The organism is Flavobacterium luteolum (genome assembly GCF_027111275.1).
GTDB classification, from domain to species: domain Bacteria; phylum Bacteroidota; class Bacteroidia; order Flavobacteriales; family Flavobacteriaceae; genus Flavobacterium; species Flavobacterium luteolum.
The window spans coordinates 4,491,175-4,508,268 of record NZ_CP114286.1 but is presented as its reverse complement, the minus strand read 5'-3'; the positions used below and the strand labels follow the sequence as shown (position 1 = coordinate 4,508,268).

Below are 17,094 nucleotides of genomic sequence, written 5' to 3'. Positions count from 1 at the left end.
TAAGGGTTATTTTTTAGTTATAAAAGCAATATGGGCAGGAATATTTCCTGCGGTTGTTTTCCATTTTAGTTTTCCATCTGGCGTAAAACAGTAGATATAGCCCGTTACTACATAGTTTTGCGCATCGGTAATGTAGATTTCTTTGGTCTCTGGATTGACTTGAAGTCCGTACGGAATCATGATTTTTTTATCGGTACCGTCCGTGATAATCTGATTCGTAACTACTTTTTTAGTTTTAGTATCTAAAATTCCGTAACTCACTTTATTACTGCCTGATAAGTAACTCCAAGAAACGCTGTAGTAATACAGTAAATCATCTACCAGACAAGTTCCAGAAACAGGAATATCGAGCTGCATTTTCTTTTCGTCTGTTTGTGTATCAATCACAAAAAGATTAGATGGCGTATTGTAATAATCGCCTCGTGAACTCACGTAAATATCACCGCGGCTATCAATCTGCATGCTGTACAAATTAATGCCTACGTCTATTTTTTTGATTTCTGTGAAAGTCACCAGATCAATAACTGAAACGGTTCTATCGTAATTTGGAACTCTGTAACCGCCAGAATTGGCCACATATAATTTTCCGTTATGAATAACCATTTGTTCTGGCTGATAACCAACGGTTACTTTTCTTTTTATTTCTAATGAAGTGGTGTCAATTTCGGCCACAAAACCGATTTCTGCATTCGGATTAATCGCAACTGGTCCCGAATAAGAACTCACATAGGCTTTGTCTTTATAAAAAGCCACATAACGGCAATTCGGAATGTCTATTTTTTTGATGCGTTTTGCGGTCCATTTTTCTAAAACCTCAACTTTGTTAGAGCAATTTATAACTGCATAAACCTTATTTCCATAGATTTTAATATCGTTTCCAACATCTCCCAATTCCTTTACCACACTCGGATTTCGTTCTGAATATACATCCGTAGTATAATTTCCAGTTCTGTAATTAAAAACATCCAGACTCGCACGATTCATTCCCATATTGCCTTCGTTTAGAAGATAAAAACCTTCAATCTTTCCGTCGCTTCTTGGCGCGGCAACAGCGGTGTCAGAAGAAAGAAATACAGTTTCGTCTTCACGGCAGGAAACCAGCAAAACAGCTATGCTTAAACCAAATACTATTTTAAAAAAGCTCTTTTTCATAACTCAAAACTGATTATAAATTTGAATGTTCGCCCTGGCATCGGATAATTGTAAATCACTTCATATTGCTGATTGAAAGCGTTGTTGACTTCAATTGTTCCGTTTAATTTGTAGGTGCTGAATGTGAAAGATTTCTGAACCGCCAAATCATGTGTGTACCACGGCTGTACTTCATTCACTTTAATATTATTGACATTTCCGTTGTAGCGTTTTCCGACATAAATAAAGCTGTAATTGAAGTTCCAAGATTCGTAATTGGCGTTTAAAATTCCAGATCCGCTGTGCCAAGGTGTGTACGGAATCTGATCTCCGTAAGAAGACATTTCTAAACCAACAATTTTTGTAAAATCTTGACTTTGAGAATATGTGTACGTTAGATTAGCATCTAGTTTTAACTTATTAAAATGAGTTCCCATATTAAGAACTGTTTCGATTCCTTTTCCTTTAACCTGACCGATATTGGTCATCATCCAACGAAATAAATTTCCGGTTGGAGCGGCAACAATTTTGTCTTTTGTATTGGTATAATAAGCATCTGCCTGAAAAGAAAATTTATCGAAAAAACTTTCCCTTACGGGGAAATTATATGTAAAACCAACATCGTACTGATTCATATATTCTGGCCTCAAAGTGCTAGAACCAATCATGGTATAATACAAATCGTTGAAAGTTGGCATTCTGAAAATACGTTTAGCGAAAGCTCTTAAATTGAAATCGTATTTTTTAAACGGAGTATAACCAAGAAATAATGCAGGTGTAAATTCGGTTTTATTGGGTGCTTTGGCATTGTATTCTACTTCCTCAATGACACGAGTTCCTAATACATTTCCTAAAACTTTAAAACCTTCATATCGATACGAAGTTGCAAGAGAAACAAGCGCTGTATATCGCTGCGGAAAAGAGAATTGTGTTTGGATTCCTCTTCTTGTCGCATTTAGTTTATTGTATTGAAAATCGGTTGACAGCGAAACATCCCAAGTGGGCAAAATGCTGTACATATTGACTGCAGAGAAATAAGCTTCCTGCTGATAATAACTATCATCAGATTGTGCTCCTTCGGTTACGGTTTCACCTAAAACATTGGTAGTATCTCGTGCTATATAATGGGTATAATCGTAAGCGAATTTTCCTTTGAGCTGGAATTTATATTTTTCTGAAACGTCTTTCGTTAAAGAAGACTGTCCGAAAAAGTTCTTATCAAATTGTCTAAAACCGTCTTTAAACTTATTTTCTACAATTGCTCCCGGTGCACCGCGTTCAGAATCATAATAATATACTTTAGCATCCCAAGTTCCATTATTAATTTTTCCATACAAACCAGATTCAAATCGGAATGCTTCTACATCGCTGTTCCATCGTGTAGCTGTGGTATCATAAGCCGTGCTTCCGTCTTGGTTTTTTCTTTTGTATCTAAATTTATACTGTCCGTTTGATTTGATGTATTCAGAACTTACGCTTAAACTCACTTTATCGCTCAGCTTTTGTTCCCATCTAAAAGAAGGATCATGATAATTGATGGACATTGTTTTGTAACGAACCAGCAGATTTGTTTTTTTATTGCCAATAAAAACAGGGCGTTTGGTTCGCAAATAAATCGTAGAAGCAGCCGCAAAGTCTTTTGCTGACTGGAAAATTTCGCTTTTCTGTCCATTGTACATCGTAAGCGATTCCATATCATCAAGCGAATACTTTCCTAGATCGGTTACTCCGTTTTGTGCATTTCCCAGCTGAATTCCGTCATAAAAAACACCAACATGATGTGTTCCGATATTTCGAACATCAACTGTCTTGAGTCCGCCGACTCCGCCATAATCTTTAATTTGAGTTCCCGCAAAATAACGAAGTGCATCGGCAACATTGTGACTGGAAAGATTTTCTAGCAGAACACCCGAAAGACTTTGCACGGGAATGACTTCCTGATAGGGTTTTCCTTTTAAAACCACTTCTTTTAAAACCCGCGAACTATCAGTCACTGCTTGGGAATGAAGCAAAAAAGGAATCAATAAAAAAAAAGTTGCAAGAAGCGTTTTTCTAAAATTATACATCACGATTTAATTAAATAAACTTTGCGTGATGCCGTAATTATATAACAGTAGTAATCCCGCTATGCAATAGCAGGTTATTCTCTTGTCATCAACTTCATACCACGAAAGTTTTAAACTATGTGATCGTGGCAGGTCTCCTGACTTATTCTATCTTTAAACGGCCTTCTCATCCCTCAAAACGGAACAATGGCATGGGTAATGTTTAAAGACTTTGTGTAGAACTTACAGTAGCGGGTCTGTTCAGGATTTGCACCTGATTCCCTTTTAACTGCTTTTTCGGTTTGAAAAAGCAGACCAAAATCTGGGGTAAAGATATAACTCAGGTATGGTGTCTGCAAGTTAGAATTTGATTTTTTGCAAAAAACAAAAAACCACTCTTAAAAAAGAGTGGTTTTTAACAGTGATAAAGGTTACTAACTCTAATTAAAAAAATAACCGATTGTTATTTGAAAAACTTTATTCTTCATATCGCTGTTTATAATATAATTTGTGTTTGCTGTTACGTCTTTAAACACATTGGTATAAGACAAATTATATCTTGCATCTGCATAAAACCTGTCTTTAAACTGATACCCTAATCCGAAATTTACAGAAGCATCTACTCCATTTGAATAGTCTGACAAATTCATTTTTTCGCTATTCTCATAACCCAAAAAGTTGTCCTGATATTTGTTGTTTGCTTTTAGTAAAATTCCAACTTGTGGTCCTGCTTGAATACTTAAACCTTTTACAACATAATACTTCAACATTACAGGAATGTTTAAATAGTTTAAGGCAAGAGTGCTTTTATAATGCGAGTTTTGAACCTCTGGATCTGAATAAGATAATTTCATTCCCTGCTGACTATACAGTAATTCTGGCTGTACTGAAAAGTTTTTTGCCAAAGGAATTTCAGCCATTAAACCGGCAGTAAATCCTGTTTTTGCAGATGAGTTCAATTCATTTTCATCAAATGTAAGGCTCGCAACATTTAATCCTGCTTTTACGCCCAGTTTAACCTTTTCGGTTTGAGCCATTGCACCTGCACACATCATTAGTGCACAAATTATCAGCTTTGATTTTTTCATCGTATGTTTTTGTTTTTTAGAAGGGCAGTTCTACGCGAGAACTGCCGTTTCTATCTGTAATTTGTTACTTTTTAATAATCTTAGCCGTGTACTTTTTACCTTGTACCGTACAATCTAGAATATAAACTCCAGTTGTAAGCTGACTTACATTTACGCTTGACGGAACAGCAGAATAGGTTTTACTCCAAACTGCATTGCCTTCCATAGAATAAATTTTCATTTCTGCTTGACCTTCTGCTTTTTCAGCCAAGAAGATGTTTACATTGTCTGCCGCAGGATTTGGGAACACTCTGAAAGAATTGGTCAGTTTTCCAATAAGAAGACCTTTAGAATCAATTGGAGCCGACATATTTGTACAACCGTGTGCATTTGTTACTTGAAGACTATAGCTTCCTTCCCAAATTGTAGAAACCATTTTTTCGGTTGCATTTGGCAAAGGTCTTCCGTTCAAATACCACTGATAACCTGCCGCATCAGCAGAAGCTGTTATTTTGTTTCCTTCTAATGCCTGAATTTCTGGAACTGTATTCTCAAGAACATTGATTGTCGTTGTAAAAATTTTACCTAATCCGTGTTCGTTGTAAACTGTTACATAATATTCACCGCTTTCTGTTGCAGTGAAAGTTGGATCTGTTGAACCATCAAACCATTCGTAAGCAGCATAATTCCCCGGATTTAAAACTACTTCTGGTCCACAAACGTCACCACTTGGAAGATCAGATTCGAAATTGTCGAATGTTACCGTTACTTTTTCTGTTAATGTACATCCGTTGTCAAGAACTGCTGTAACAATGTAATCACCAGGTTTAGTTACTTCGATAGCATTTGTAGCTTCTCCTGTATTCCACTTGTATGAAACTGCTTCTAATTCATTCATTAATAATTTAGATTCAGCATTAATGTAAATGCTTTTACCGGCATAACCATGAATTGATGCATTGTCGAACAATTTAAAATCACCTGAAACTCCCTGATAAGTATAATTTTCAATAATATTATTTTGATCAATAATATCACCTTCTAATTTAGCTGTAAAATTAAATACGTGAGAATCTGCACTATCATCTAATTTTGGCTGTTTTTTGAAGGTATATTCAATGCTTCCTCCAACAGGAATTCCTGCTTGTACAGTTTCAGAAATAGCTTCTGAAGTGTTTAAATATTCTAAATTTAACTGAATTGAGTTTTCTTTAATCGCAATCTGTCCTTCATTTGACAGTTTTACTTTATATTCTTGACTTCCGCAAACATCTTTTGGCGATAAAATCTCCATAGCCACGTCTGTAACGGCATCATTAAAGATTTTTAAATCGTCTAAAACCATATAAGAATATCCATCTGCTTTTGCATGTCTGAAGCGGAACATGACCGATTTGCCTTTGTATTTACTAATGTTTAATGCCGCTCTTTTCCAATCTGTATCAACAAAACTTCCTTTTCTATTGTTTCTCCATAATTCTGTCCATTCTCCTCCTGCAGCTTTAATATCTACCAATAAGATGTCGTTAACATTACTCTGCATTGCATAATAAAATTCAACTGCAGAAGCGCTTTGAGACAATTTATACATTGGCGAAATTAATTCTCCGTAATAAGATAAATTCTCCAATTGACTGTAAAGCATTTTTGTTGAAGAATCTCCTGTATGGTCTTTTTTAGGAACGGTCAAGTTCGCATTATCTGGAGTAGTTACGACTCTCCATGGATAGTTATCATCACTTAAACTTGAAACAAATCCTTTAGCTCCAAACAAAGAACCTTCTGGCATATTTGAAAAATCTTCAAGATTTAATTCTGGTGCGTTTGCAACAACTTGAAAAACGCCTTTTATTACCTGTGCCTGATCTTTTGGTTCATCTGCCGTAAATGCTTTTACAGCAATTTCATAATTTCCTGCAGCCAATTTTGGCAAACCATCAATTTTATAGGTAATTGTCTGACCAACTAATACTTCATCATTTCTCTCTAAAGAAACTGGCGCTCCAACAGCAGTTCCGTTTTGAGAAATTTGGTACTCAACTGTTACTTTATTTATCGGCTGGTAAGCAGAGTTTCTAGCACTTACCACAAATTCGTGAGAAGCCGAATCTTCGTTTACATTTTCTGCAACACTTAGATTAGACAATCTTACATTCGATTTTGTTTCTTTAATTTCGATGTTATCTACTGCAAAACCATTTGCAAAAAATCCGTTATCATTATGGACGAATGCTACCATTACACAAGATTTTCCTGCATATTCAGTCAAATCTACACCATATTCCCACCAAGCTCCATAATAAGGCATGTGGAATACTTCTTTCCAAGTTTCACCACCATCAGTACTTACTTTTACATATCCATCTGAAAGGTGCTGACCATCACCAAAACCGTCAAAAGTTAAATGTGCTGTTTTGTAATTTGTTAAATCAAATACAGGCGAAACCAGCATATCGTTTCCTGCATCGCAATTACATTTATCATCATTGCTCGCCATAAACTTAGTATGATCTGCAATAAACCAGCCTGGAGAACCTAAATCTGTAAGAACTCCGTGATTCCATCCTGCAGAACCATTATTTTCAGATGTTCTCCAGCCTTTGTATTTACTAGCATCTTCAAAATCCATTTTATAAGGAAGAACAGAAACTTTTAAGTCTTCATTGTTCCAATTATCATAAGTAAACGTCAAAGCATTATTGCCTTGTTTAACATCCATAGTCATATCTTCTGGAAAAACTGAAACAGAAACTGTATGTGTTCCAACAGTTTTTAAACTAATATTTGATGTAGAAAAACTAATAGTATCTCTAAATTTGGTAAAATTCAAAGTAGTCAATTCTGTTTTTGAGAAAACTTCATTTTTTGCGGCGTCTAAAATTTTAGTTGTAATATTTACGCGCTGGCTAGTTGTTGCGAAGTTGTTGCTTATTTTACTTACTATTGTAACATTATTATTATCTACAGTACATTTCCCAGCCTCTAGTTTTGATGATAGCAGTGCTAAATCGTATGGTGCATCGCTTACACGAATATTATCTACAAATCCTCCTAAAAAACCGTCATTATAGTCATCTGTTCTGATACGGAAACGAATAGCTACTTTTTTCCCAGCAAGATCATTCAGTCGCATTTGATAAGGATCTTTTCTAAGATTCGTATTAACCGCTGTAAACCAGCCTCCTTCTGTATCATCATAATGTTCGGTATACGGATAATTTACATTTTCGACTTTCTTCCAGTTTTTACCTTTATCTTCCGAATACTCTACGATTAAACCGTCATATCCTGCATGAAATAAATAATATAAATCAAATTCAATATAGGGAGATACTACATTAGTAAAGTCAAATATTGGAGATTCTAATACAAAATCAGAATTAAGAGCCATTCTGTCATTTCTTCTAAAATCTACTGTTGACCAGTTGTATTGTGATTTTATGTTTCTAAAAGATCCAGGATAATTTTGAAATACAAACGTTTGACTGCTTGCGTTCAATGATCTTGTATTCCATCCGCCAGGAGTTCTTTCAAAACCTTCAACATAAGGAAGCTGTGTTACAATACCGCTGTAAGCCGCATTTAAAATACTATTATTAGCCGTATCTGGGTCTTGAGCAAATGTTACATATCCTTCAAAAGTATGGAGACCAAGTCCAGATAAATCGATAGTATTATCAAAAGCAATTGTCATTTCTGAGTTTCCTTTGAAATCTGCCGCCAACGTAACATCTTTCCAAATTGTCGTACTTCCTGGTGTAGTATCAGCATAACCTACTTTAATTACTGTTCCTGCCGGAATAGCCGCGCACCCTAAATTAAAGATCGTAATTGAAGATTGATAATTTGAAGAAAGTGCATCACCTGTATAATACGGCATGCTTAATACTTTTGCTTTAAGATCATAATCTTTTTGAGCTGTCGGAACAACTATCTGTGATATAAAAGTGTAACCTTCTTTTGCTCCAAATTCGGTTATAGGATCTAAATCTACTTTTACTTCTATGTAGTTTATTGCTCCTCCTGTCTGATATGGAATTTTACTTTTTAATTCCACAATTGCTTCTTCACCTGGATTTAAGGCTCTGCCAAAAGCAACTTTTCCATCATAGGTATAAAACGTAATTAAACTTCCAAGAGCACTTGCCATAGCTCTCAATTTGAAGTTTAAATTCTCATCGCTCTTAATTACAGTGCTTCCTGTATTTTTAACTTTCACATAAAAAGACTCTTCTCCTTTTAATGGACCACATGGAACAGAAGGGTTTTCATAAGAAACTAAAAGTATCTGCTTTTCTCCGTAAGCAGGTCCAACACCAATAGCGTACCAAGCATTAGTTACTTGTTTGTATTCTTCAGAACCTAATCCGTACAAATCTTCTGTTGCCATCAAACTCGCCTGACGCATTGCCATAAAGTTGGAAGATGGTGATAAGTATTCTGTAAGCGTAGTATAAGCAATTTTCTCTGCTTTCTCTAAACCAATAGCTTTTACGCTGTAACTGTTGTTTAAGTCATTCACTCCTTCTCCACCTTCAACCAAAAGATAATACCAATAATTGGTAATTCCACTGTTCTGATGTACACCGCCATTATCATAACTGCTATTTGCAGGGTTTGCCCAAAATTCTCCTCCATAAGTATCTGGCTGACCAGCTGCTTTTGGGTTAGCCATACTTCTCAAACTTCCGTGAGAGTACAATTCGTCACCCAGCATCCAGATATCGTTTTTAGTATCTTTACCAGCATAAAGCTCAATAGAAATTCCAAAAATATCACTGAAAGATTCGTTCATTGCTCCAGATTCTCCCAAATAAATTAATCCTGCAGAGAATTGTGTTACGGCATGAGTCATTTCATGTCCAGTAATTCCTAAACTTACAAAAGGCTGCTTGTCTCCATCTCCAAACTGAGCCCAACCTCCTGTCCAAGAAGCATTCTGAACATTAGTTCCTAAGTGCGCAAGACCAAAAATGGTCATTCCTTTATCATCTACACTATTACGATTAAATTTTTCTTCGTAATAATTTAAAGTCTTTTGTAATCCCCAATGAATATCAATTGCCGCTTCATCGTGGTCCTTATTGTACAAATCATTCCAGTTGTTATCTTCATCGATATATTCTGTAAGCACTTCATCAGATGCGTGCTCTGCGTGATTCATGTTTAAAGTATAAATTGGCACTTTGTATTTTCCTTCTAAAGTTTCCAATCTGTAACCGTCTGCATAATGAGTAGTTCCAAAAGTAACATCTCCTGCAAATCTTGCTTTTCCTTTACCGATAGCTGCTCTTCCGTCTGCATAAGGTGAAGAAGTCGAACGAAGGTCTCTACTTAAATCAATTTTTAAAATGACTTTCCCCGTATTGGCGTCTACATAAATAGTCTGGCTTGACTGCGGATTTGTTGCGAAAATATCGTATTTCCAAGCCAAGTGATATTCTGTTAATTGAGAAGAGAAATTTGGCCCTACATAAACCAATTCACCCTCTGGTTTTTTACTGATTTTTTTATGAACTAAAGCTGATAGTTTTTTGCTCTGCCAAACATATTCTTTAGCATTTACAGTATTTAGAGCATTTTGTAAAGCCGCCGATGCATTTACTTTATAACTGCTGTTTGCAGGCAATTTTTTACTGATATTTCCAAATGCCTCAATTTTGTTCTTATTATCTCTAACTTTATAAATTGCACCTTCAACAGGAACAGCATTATGCATCTGCTGATAGGTGGCCAAACTTCTGCCATGTTTATCTGAAACCGATTTCAGCTGCATTTTGTCTGCATTAGACAATTCAAAATCTGCTTTTTTAACTTCAAATACATTTCTAACTGTTAAATTAGACGATTTTGCAAAAGATCTCACTTTTGTACTGTCAGCCGTTTGAACATTTTTAGCTGTTGAACTGCTTAAGCTTTTATCAAAAAGTTTCTGGCTTGTTTGTACACGCTTATTAACAGCTTCTGTTTCTTCTTTCGAAAGTGGGGTTCCATTTATACTTTTTTGAGCTAAAAGTATATTAGAATCATTTTCTTGATTAGGACTTTGGTCAGTTGTTTTCTGAGAAACCTGATCCTTTTTCTGAACGGCATTTGGCGATTGTATGGCCGTCTGCGCATTCGATGTTTTGTTTTTTGGCAAAGGTGACTGAGCCATCCCGACGGAACAGATCAAGAAACCTAACACTAGAAACAAATACCTGGGTTTAAAGTAAATTTGGTTCATTTTTTTAAATTTAAAATTAGTATTAAGGCTGCGAGTTAATAGGTACAAGGGTTCGCAGAAAACCACAAAAGCAAGTCCTTAGAATCAATTCGGCGGTTGATTCTTAGAACTTGCTTTCGTTATTTTTTGTAGAATTTTTAAGAGCGCACTCTTTTTTGTTTTTGTTTCTTCCAAAAGCTCTTCAAGGCTTTTCTTCGGTTCTTCTTTTTTTGTGGTATTCATCAAACGTATTTATTACAATCGTTTGGTAAAAGTAGAACGCAACTGTAAAGCTCAAAAAAAAAGGACTAATGCAAAAACACTCGCAGGCAAAAATGTATCACCAAAAAAACACTCATTTCATTTTAAACTTAACAAAATCAAAACGTTATATTAAAGTTTAATTTACATGTTTTCTATTTTAAAAGAGTTGAGATAAGTGGAAAGATTTACTTTTTCGTTGGTCAAATCGAACTTTTTACGCAATCTGGTTCGGGCATTTTCTATAGACTTGAACGATTGTCCTGTAATTTGAGAAATTTCTTTTGTTGTTAAATCTAAATATAACAAAGCGCAAAGGCGGCGCTCTTTTGGAGTAAGTAAAGGATAATCAATGGTCAATTTATCGAAGAATGATTTATGAACCTGCTCAAAACTAATTTCAAATTCTTGCCAGATATCGGTATTCAAATCTTTTTCAAGACGCTTTAACACAATATCAATTGCCTGCTGTAATTCTTTATTTGGTGTTTTAAGTTTGATTTTTTTAAGATCCGTCAGGATTTCATTGATATTGTCTGTTCTATGTATTTCTGACATTGCTTTGCCAACCAAAACCATATTCTTGGCCTCAAGGCTTTGTTTCAATTCCTGCTCTTTTGCTTTTAGCTTTTCCTTTTCCAGCTGATTGGTAATATTTCGGTTTCGATAACGAATCAGCAAAAGAATCAAAATCAAAATTCCGATAATCAATATTAACCCGACAACATAATATTTAAACCTAGTTTTCTCCTCGACTAAAGTTCTAATCTGGCTTCGCACTTTATAATCTTGTTCGAGTCTTATTCTTTCCAGATTTACCGCTTTCTGCTCAATATTAATGCTGTCGCTGATTTTATTGTATTGCTGAAAATAATATACCGCATTTTTATAATCCTGTTTGCTCAAATAAGCTTCATAAAGCATCTTATTGAGTCGCATGCTTGCAAAACCAAAGGCTTTGTCTTTATCCAATTCTAAAGCTTTCTTTGCATATAAAATTGCTTCATCTAGCTTTTTTTCCTCCAGATTGTAAGCAGAAAGCGACTCATAGGCAAATGCTTTTAAGGAATTGTCGATTGGAGTATCAATTAGTGAAAAAGCTTTTTGAAAATAAAAATCGGCATTTTTATGATCTTTTTTTAAACCATAAGCTCGTGCCAAATTGGTATAAACATAAACTTTTAAAGTATTATTGTTTAATGTTCTTGCAATCGCATCGGCTTTATGATAATAATAGAGTGAAGAATCTACACTTTTGCCCAGATAAGTCGTACCAATGTTGTTTAAGATTTTTACCAGCTTATCAGACTCATTCTTAGATTTTTGATAACGATATACTTTCAGGAAATATTTAAGCGCTTTTTCTTCATTATTACTTTTAGCATAAACAATGGCAAGATTATTTTCTACTCGAGCAATTTCGTCTACAACATTATTGCTTTTGTAAATTTCATACGCTTTTAGATAATATTGCAAAGTAATATCTATAACATCTTTTGCATCGTAGATTTGAGCTGCTTGTGCATAAACTTTCGCTAATGTTAAATCAGTTTTCTCTTTTTTTTTTGCCTCGGCTTCAGCCAATTCAATATATTTTACGGCTCGTTCCCAATCCGAATCCTGGAGCTTGGAAGCAATTTTGAGAGCTAAATCCACTTTTTTCTCATGATTATCAATAGTATTTAAACTATCAATCCATTCTTTTGTTGAAGATTGTGGATAAATATAAAAATTGGTGAGAATAAAAAATATGCAAAGTAATCGACCCATCGTGTGTAAAAATGATAAAGATGGAGGCAAAATTATAGAAAATTATCAGCAATTAACAACAAACAGATAAAATAAACATTATTCTGAATAAACTTAAAAGTTAATCATGATTTACGATTTGGCGAAAAAGCAGTAATGTTCCGTCATTATCTTTTTTCCAAACGTTCATGCTTTTTCCTTTTACGTTTCCGTGATTTTCACCATCATGCCAATCCACACTATAAAAACCAAATTCTATAATTGCTGTTCTAGCATAGATGATTCCAGAAGTCAGAATCGAAATCTTATCTATACTTAATGTTCCGGGTTTTTCATGTTCTATAAAATAGTCTGTTATTTCCTTTTCACCAGAAAGAATCGGAGTATAATATGTTAGGTACATGGCATCTGGCATAAACATTTTAGCATGTTCTGCTCCTTGCCTATTTTGAACGAACTCTTTAATGGTTTTATTTCGCTCTTTAATCTCTGATGCTAATTTGTCTGAGACGCTATAAACTTCTGTTTCTGGAACAGAAGAATCATCAATATTAGGAATATTTCTATCATCAAAATTGCTTGATGAGCCCCATATTTCAGCAGCAATTGTTAAAGGAAGACTTCTTTGCGAAGGTTTTTTCCATAAAACCGCATATTTTCCAATATATGAGAATGGATTTTGTTCGGTTAGATTTAAGGTTTCATCAAAAGTTCCAATTTCCAGAATATAGTTTCCAAAATCTTGTAATTCCAGATTTTTTCTTTCGTAAGAAACAATTTTTGCCTGAGTAAGCCATTGTTTGTAAAAGTCTTCAATCGCTTTTCTTCCCACTCGCTGTCTACTATGCTCTGGCATAAATATGGTTTGATCGGTGTAAGCTTTTACCAAATCGCCCCTACTTCCTTTTATAAAAGCACTGGCAAATGAAGAATTGTACTCTTCAATCTGTTTCTTAATAACCGAATCGATTTTATTTCCCTGAGCAAAAGCACTGAATGCAAAAAGGAAAAAGATAAAACTTAACCTATTCATATTTGGGCTTATTTAATTGAACAACTAATATACAAAATATTACTATTCAATAACTTACCTTACAAATAGATACAAAAAAGAACTCCAATTAATTATTTTTCATTCTTTAAATAATTTAAAAAAAATCACAAATCTTTGTCGAGTTTCTCGTGAAGATTTCTCCTTCGTCGAAATGACAAATAGTACGTTTTTGAATCATTTCTAAACTGAAATTTCAGACAAAATTTTCTGTTTCTTCTATTAAGTTTCGGATAATAATTTCAGTTGAAACTTCACTATAACTGCCAATTGACTGTCCGGTCCAAATACTAACAAAATCAGTCTTTTGTTCCAGTTTTGCTGTTTTTCTCAACTCCGCAGTCAGTTTATTTTGATACGGATACGGTAGCACAAACTCAGAATTTTCAATTTCTTTTATAAAAGCATTTCGAATTCCGCGCGCGTATCTTCCTGTAAAACTTTTGGTTAATACAATTTCATTTTCTTTTAAATTTCTAAGACGGTGCTTTTCAAAATCCTGCAAGGCACTTTCAGCAGATCCTAAAAGCAAACTTCCAATCTGGAAACCATCTGCGCCCAAAGTTTTAGATGCTAGCAACGTTTTTGCGTTATAAATTCCGCCAGCATAAATAACGGGCGTATTTACAGTTTCGGCTACCTGAGAAAGCAACGATAATCCTCCAATCTGCGGAATGGTTTCTTCTAGAAAACTTCCGCGATGGCCTCCTGCTTCAATACCTTGTACACAAATAATATCAATGCCACTATTTTCCAATACAATAGCCTCTTGAACCGAAGTACAGGTTCCAATTAAAAGCACTTTATTTTCTTTTAAAGTCAAAATACTTTCGTTATCCAAATTTCCAAAAGTAAAACTTACGATATTGCAGTTTTCCAATAAGATAGCTTCAATCTGATCGTGATAATCAGTGAGTTTGATTTCGTTTATAGGTGGAAAATCGGCTTTAATCCCCGTTTTCTCAGCAAACTTTTCCAGATGATTTTTCGTTTTAGCATAATCGGCTTCCAATTTTGGTGTAATTGGATCTATTGCGTGAACAAAAATATTCACGGCAAAAGGTTTATTGGTTAATTTCTTTGTAGCCCTAATTAATTCGATGCATTTTTCTGCGGGAAGATCGCCTAATGCCAATGATCCCAAAACTCCAGCATTACTTGCAGCCGCAACCATTTCTGGAGTTGTAACGCCTAACATTGGCGCTTGTATTATCGGATAATCCGTTTTAAATAAATCAGTCAAAACATTTTTCCATTCCATGATATTTGATTTTATTGTTTGAAGAGAATCTTTTAAAAGATAGAATCTTCAAAACTTCAAGAGAACATAAAGATAAGTCAGTTTCGGCAGAAAATATTAGATTTTTACTCGCAAAGAAGTTAATTTTTCGACAAAAAAATCTTAACGATGCAATATTTGGTTTCATAAAATGTTTATATATAAAAGATTATGATGCATCTAATTTTTTTAATCAATACCACACAAGATTAATAGTATAAAAACATGAAAAAAGTATTTTTTATAATTGCCTTTGCTTCCTTTTCACTGCATAGTTTTGCTCAAGAACTTGATAATAAATTCAAATCGATTCCGGCAAAAAAATCTCCAGTAAAAGAAGTTATTCCGCCAGCAGAAGCTGCTCCGAAAGAAAATCCGCCAGCGCCTATAGAGAAGCCTGCACCATTACAGGTTAATCCAGATGAATTATTTAAAAACACAAACCTATATAAGCCAGAAGCTAATGTTGAAGGGATATTTTATAGAAGAAATCAATTCTTAGGCAATTTCAACACAACTGCGGTTACTTCAACTATTATGTATCGTGATGCCGCTTTTGTAGATGGCGATAAAGTAAAAGTATATTTGAACGATAAAGTTATTGAGCCTGAAGTCTTTTTGAACGGAGATTTTAAAAGCGTCAAAATAAACTTGGAAAAAGGAATTAATAAAATTGATATTGAAGCTTTAAACGAAGGTTTTGCTTCTCCAAATACAGCCGAATTCAAGGTTTATGATGATAAAGGCCAGGTTATTTCATCAAGCGAATGGAATGTTGGAACAGGATATAAAGCTGTTATTGTATTAATTAAAGAATAAAATCAGAAATAAAAAATTGTAATAAATCATAAAAAACACTTAAAACTGCTGAGTTCGGCAGTTTTTTTCTTGCATATATGTAGTCAACTACGTAGTTTTGTACTGTTATTTAATTTTTGAAATACCATGCAGATTCAGCCCATACAAAATGAGTACGAAAACCAGATCGTAGATTTGATTTTAAACATTCAGCAAAAGGAATTTAATGTTCCTATTACTTTAGAAGATCAACCCGATTTACAGGATATTGCAAACTTTTACTATAAGCCAGGCGGGATTTTTCTGGGTGCGTTTATAGACGAAAAACTTGTTGGAACTATTGCTCTCGTAAAATTTAGTAAAGAAGGCGGAGCTATCAGAAAAATGTTTGTAAAGAAAGAATTTCGAGGAAAAGAGTTCAATATTGCACAGCATTTACTAGAAGAGTTGATTAAATACAGTAAAGAAAATGGAATTCAAGACTTATACTTAGGAACGGTTTCTATTTTGCAGGCGGCTTTACGCTTTTACGAAAAGAACAATTTTATTACCATACAAAAAGAAGCACTTCCTGTAGATTTTCCGTTAATGAAACCCGACAACGTTTTTTGTCATTTAAACTTAAATCCATAGCAATGAATATAATTGACGAAATTGGCATTTTGGCCATATCAACTCGCTTACAGCGCCTTAGCGAACAATTACGTAAAGACGGAGCACAGATTTATTCTTATTTTAATATTGATTTTGAACCGAAATGGTTCCCCGTAATCTACACTCTGCATGTAAAAGAAATGCTGAGTGTGGTCGAAATTGCCAGCGAAATTGGTTATAGCCATCCTTCAACCATCAGTTTATTAAAGGAATTAGAAAAAGAAAAACTTATCAGTTCTAAAAAAGACAAACAAGACGAACGCAAAAGATTGATTATCTTAACTGTAAAAGGAAAAGAATTGGTTTCTAAAATGCAACCGGTTTGGGCGATTATGGCAAAAGCTTTAAACGAAATTACCAATCCTCAAAATAACCTTCTTCGAGCAATTGAAGAAGCAGAAGATAATTTGACGCGTCAAAGCTTTTTTCAAAAAGCAATTGAACTAAAAGACAAAGACTAATCTTTTCCTGTAATTTTCTTTCTGTGGTTGTGTCCCCATTTTGCTAGAGAATCTATCACTTCTTTTAAAGTATGTCCGTATTCTGTTAACTCATACTCAACCGTAACAGGCTGTGTATTGAGAACAGTTCTTGTAACCAACTGATTTTCTTCTAGATTTTTTAATTCCCTGCTAAGCATTTTTCCAGAAATGCCTTCCACTTCTCTTAATAAGTCGGTAAACCTCAATGTATTGAAGCATAAAGATGCTATAATAGAAATTTTCCATCTTCCGTTTAAAATATACATGGCGTCATGCACTGCCATAATATGCTGATTGCACGATTTTTTATCGTGTATTGGTTCTTTTATCATATTCTGTTAGTAAGTTACCTCGATGTTACAGTTACTTTTG

Annotated in this window: 11 protein-coding genes and 1 riboswitch; of the genes, 3 read left to right on the top strand and 8 right to left on the bottom strand. The window is 34.4% G+C overall.

The annotated features are described in order from the left end of the window. Positions 1–6 precede the first annotated feature (6 nt). The 7 genes from OZP10_RS19310 to OZP10_RS19280 form a co-directional block, all read right to left on the bottom strand. The gene (locus tag OZP10_RS19310; protein ID WP_281632319.1) at positions 7–1,152 is read right to left on the bottom strand and encodes a beta-propeller fold lactonase family protein; all 1,146 of its coding nucleotides are present in this window, start codon (positions 1,150–1,152) and stop codon (positions 7–9) included. Beyond that, the gene (locus tag OZP10_RS19305) at positions 1,149–3,197 is read right to left on the bottom strand and encodes a TonB-dependent receptor (protein WP_281632318.1); all 2,049 of its coding nucleotides are present in this window, start codon (positions 3,195–3,197) and stop codon (positions 1,149–1,151) included. The genes OZP10_RS19310 and OZP10_RS19305 overlap by 4 nt, the downstream gene beginning before the upstream one ends. Before the next feature lie 110 nt (positions 3,198–3,307). Beyond that, positions 3,308–3,511, bottom strand: a riboswitch (cobalamin riboswitch). 105 nt (positions 3,512–3,616) lie between these two features. After that, positions 3,617–4,264 (bottom strand): porin family protein, encoded by a 648-nt coding sequence (locus tag OZP10_RS19300; RefSeq protein ID WP_281632317.1) that lies wholly within the window; start codon positions 4,262–4,264, stop codon positions 3,617–3,619. 64 nt (positions 4,265–4,328) lie between these two features. Beyond that, entirely contained in the window at positions 4,329–10,430 is a 6,102-nt protein-coding gene (locus OZP10_RS19295; RefSeq protein WP_281634774.1) for a M4 family metallopeptidase, read from the bottom strand. Between the two features lie 423 nt (positions 10,431–10,853). Further along, on the bottom strand, positions 10,854–12,479 hold the full coding sequence (locus tag OZP10_RS19290; protein WP_281632316.1) for a tetratricopeptide repeat protein: 1,626 nt from the start codon (positions 12,477–12,479) through the stop codon (positions 10,854–10,856). Positions 12,480–12,579: 100 nt separating this feature from the next. After that, complete coding sequence (locus OZP10_RS19285) at positions 12,580–13,491, bottom strand: YybH family protein (protein WP_281632315.1); 912 nt, start codon at positions 13,489–13,491, stop codon at positions 12,580–12,582. A 214-nt stretch (positions 13,492–13,705) separates the two neighbouring features. Then, the gene (locus OZP10_RS19280; protein ID WP_281632314.1) at positions 13,706–14,770 is read right to left on the bottom strand and encodes an NAD(P)H-dependent flavin oxidoreductase; all 1,065 of its coding nucleotides are present in this window, start codon (positions 14,768–14,770) and stop codon (positions 13,706–13,708) included. A gap of 243 nt (positions 14,771–15,013) precedes the next feature. Here OZP10_RS19280 and OZP10_RS19275 point away from each other — a divergent pair, with 243 nt between their 5' ends. The 3 genes from OZP10_RS19275 (at position 15,014) to OZP10_RS19265 (ending at position 16,701) form a co-directional block, all read left to right on the top strand. Beyond that, positions 15,014–15,607 carry a hypothetical protein gene (locus OZP10_RS19275; RefSeq protein WP_281632313.1) on the top strand — a complete coding sequence of 198 codons (594 nt, stop codon included), beginning with the start codon at positions 15,014–15,016 and terminating at the stop codon, positions 15,605–15,607. Positions 15,608–15,733: 126 nt separating this feature from the next. Then, positions 15,734–16,219, top strand: coding sequence for a GNAT family N-acetyltransferase (locus OZP10_RS19270; RefSeq protein ID WP_281632312.1), 486 nt, complete (start codon positions 15,734–15,736; stop codon positions 16,217–16,219). Positions 16,220–16,221: 2 nt separating this feature from the next. Beyond that, complete coding sequence (locus OZP10_RS19265) at positions 16,222–16,701, top strand: MarR family winged helix-turn-helix transcriptional regulator (RefSeq protein WP_281632311.1); 480 nt, start codon at positions 16,222–16,224, stop codon at positions 16,699–16,701. Here OZP10_RS19265 and OZP10_RS19260 read toward each other — a convergent pair. Further along, positions 16,698–17,054 (bottom strand): winged helix-turn-helix transcriptional regulator, encoded by a 357-nt coding sequence (locus tag OZP10_RS19260; RefSeq protein ID WP_035690806.1) that lies wholly within the window; start codon positions 17,052–17,054, stop codon positions 16,698–16,700. The genes OZP10_RS19265 and OZP10_RS19260 overlap by 4 nt on opposite strands. Positions 17,055–17,094: the final 40 nt, after the last annotated feature.

What these genes read in the sequence shown, in the direction of transcription:
- OZP10_RS19300 (WP_281632317.1), bottom strand. Translation starts at nt 4,264, where the DNA reads ATGAAAAAATCAAAGCTGATAATTTGTGCACTAATGATGTGTGCAGGT.
- OZP10_RS19310 (WP_281632319.1), bottom strand. Translation starts at nt 1,152, where the DNA reads ATGAAAAAGAGCTTTTTTAAAATAGTATTTGGTTTAAGCATAGCTGTT.
- OZP10_RS19270 (WP_281632312.1), top strand. Translation starts at nt 15,734, where the DNA reads ATGCAGATTCAGCCCATACAAAATGAGTACGAAAACCAGATCGTAGAT.
- OZP10_RS19285 (WP_281632315.1), bottom strand. Translation starts at nt 13,491, where the DNA reads ATGAATAGGTTAAGTTTTATCTTTTTCCTTTTTGCATTCAGTGCTTTT.
- OZP10_RS19280 (WP_281632314.1), bottom strand. Translation starts at nt 14,770, where the DNA reads ATGGAATGGAAAAATGTTTTGACTGATTTATTTAAAACGGATTATCCG.
- OZP10_RS19275 (WP_281632313.1), top strand. Translation starts at nt 15,014, where the DNA reads ATGAAAAAAGTATTTTTTATAATTGCCTTTGCTTCCTTTTCACTGCAT.
- OZP10_RS19260 (WP_035690806.1), bottom strand. Translation starts at nt 17,054, where the DNA reads ATGATAAAAGAACCAATACACGATAAAAAATCGTGCAATCAGCATATT.
- OZP10_RS19265 (WP_281632311.1), top strand. Translation starts at nt 16,222, where the DNA reads ATGAATATAATTGACGAAATTGGCATTTTGGCCATATCAACTCGCTTA.
- OZP10_RS19290 (WP_281632316.1), bottom strand. Translation starts at nt 12,479, where the DNA reads ATGGGTCGATTACTTTGCATATTTTTTATTCTCACCAATTTTTATATT.
- OZP10_RS19305 (WP_281632318.1), bottom strand. Translation starts at nt 3,197, where the DNA reads ATGTATAATTTTAGAAAAACGCTTCTTGCAACTTTTTTTTTATTGATT.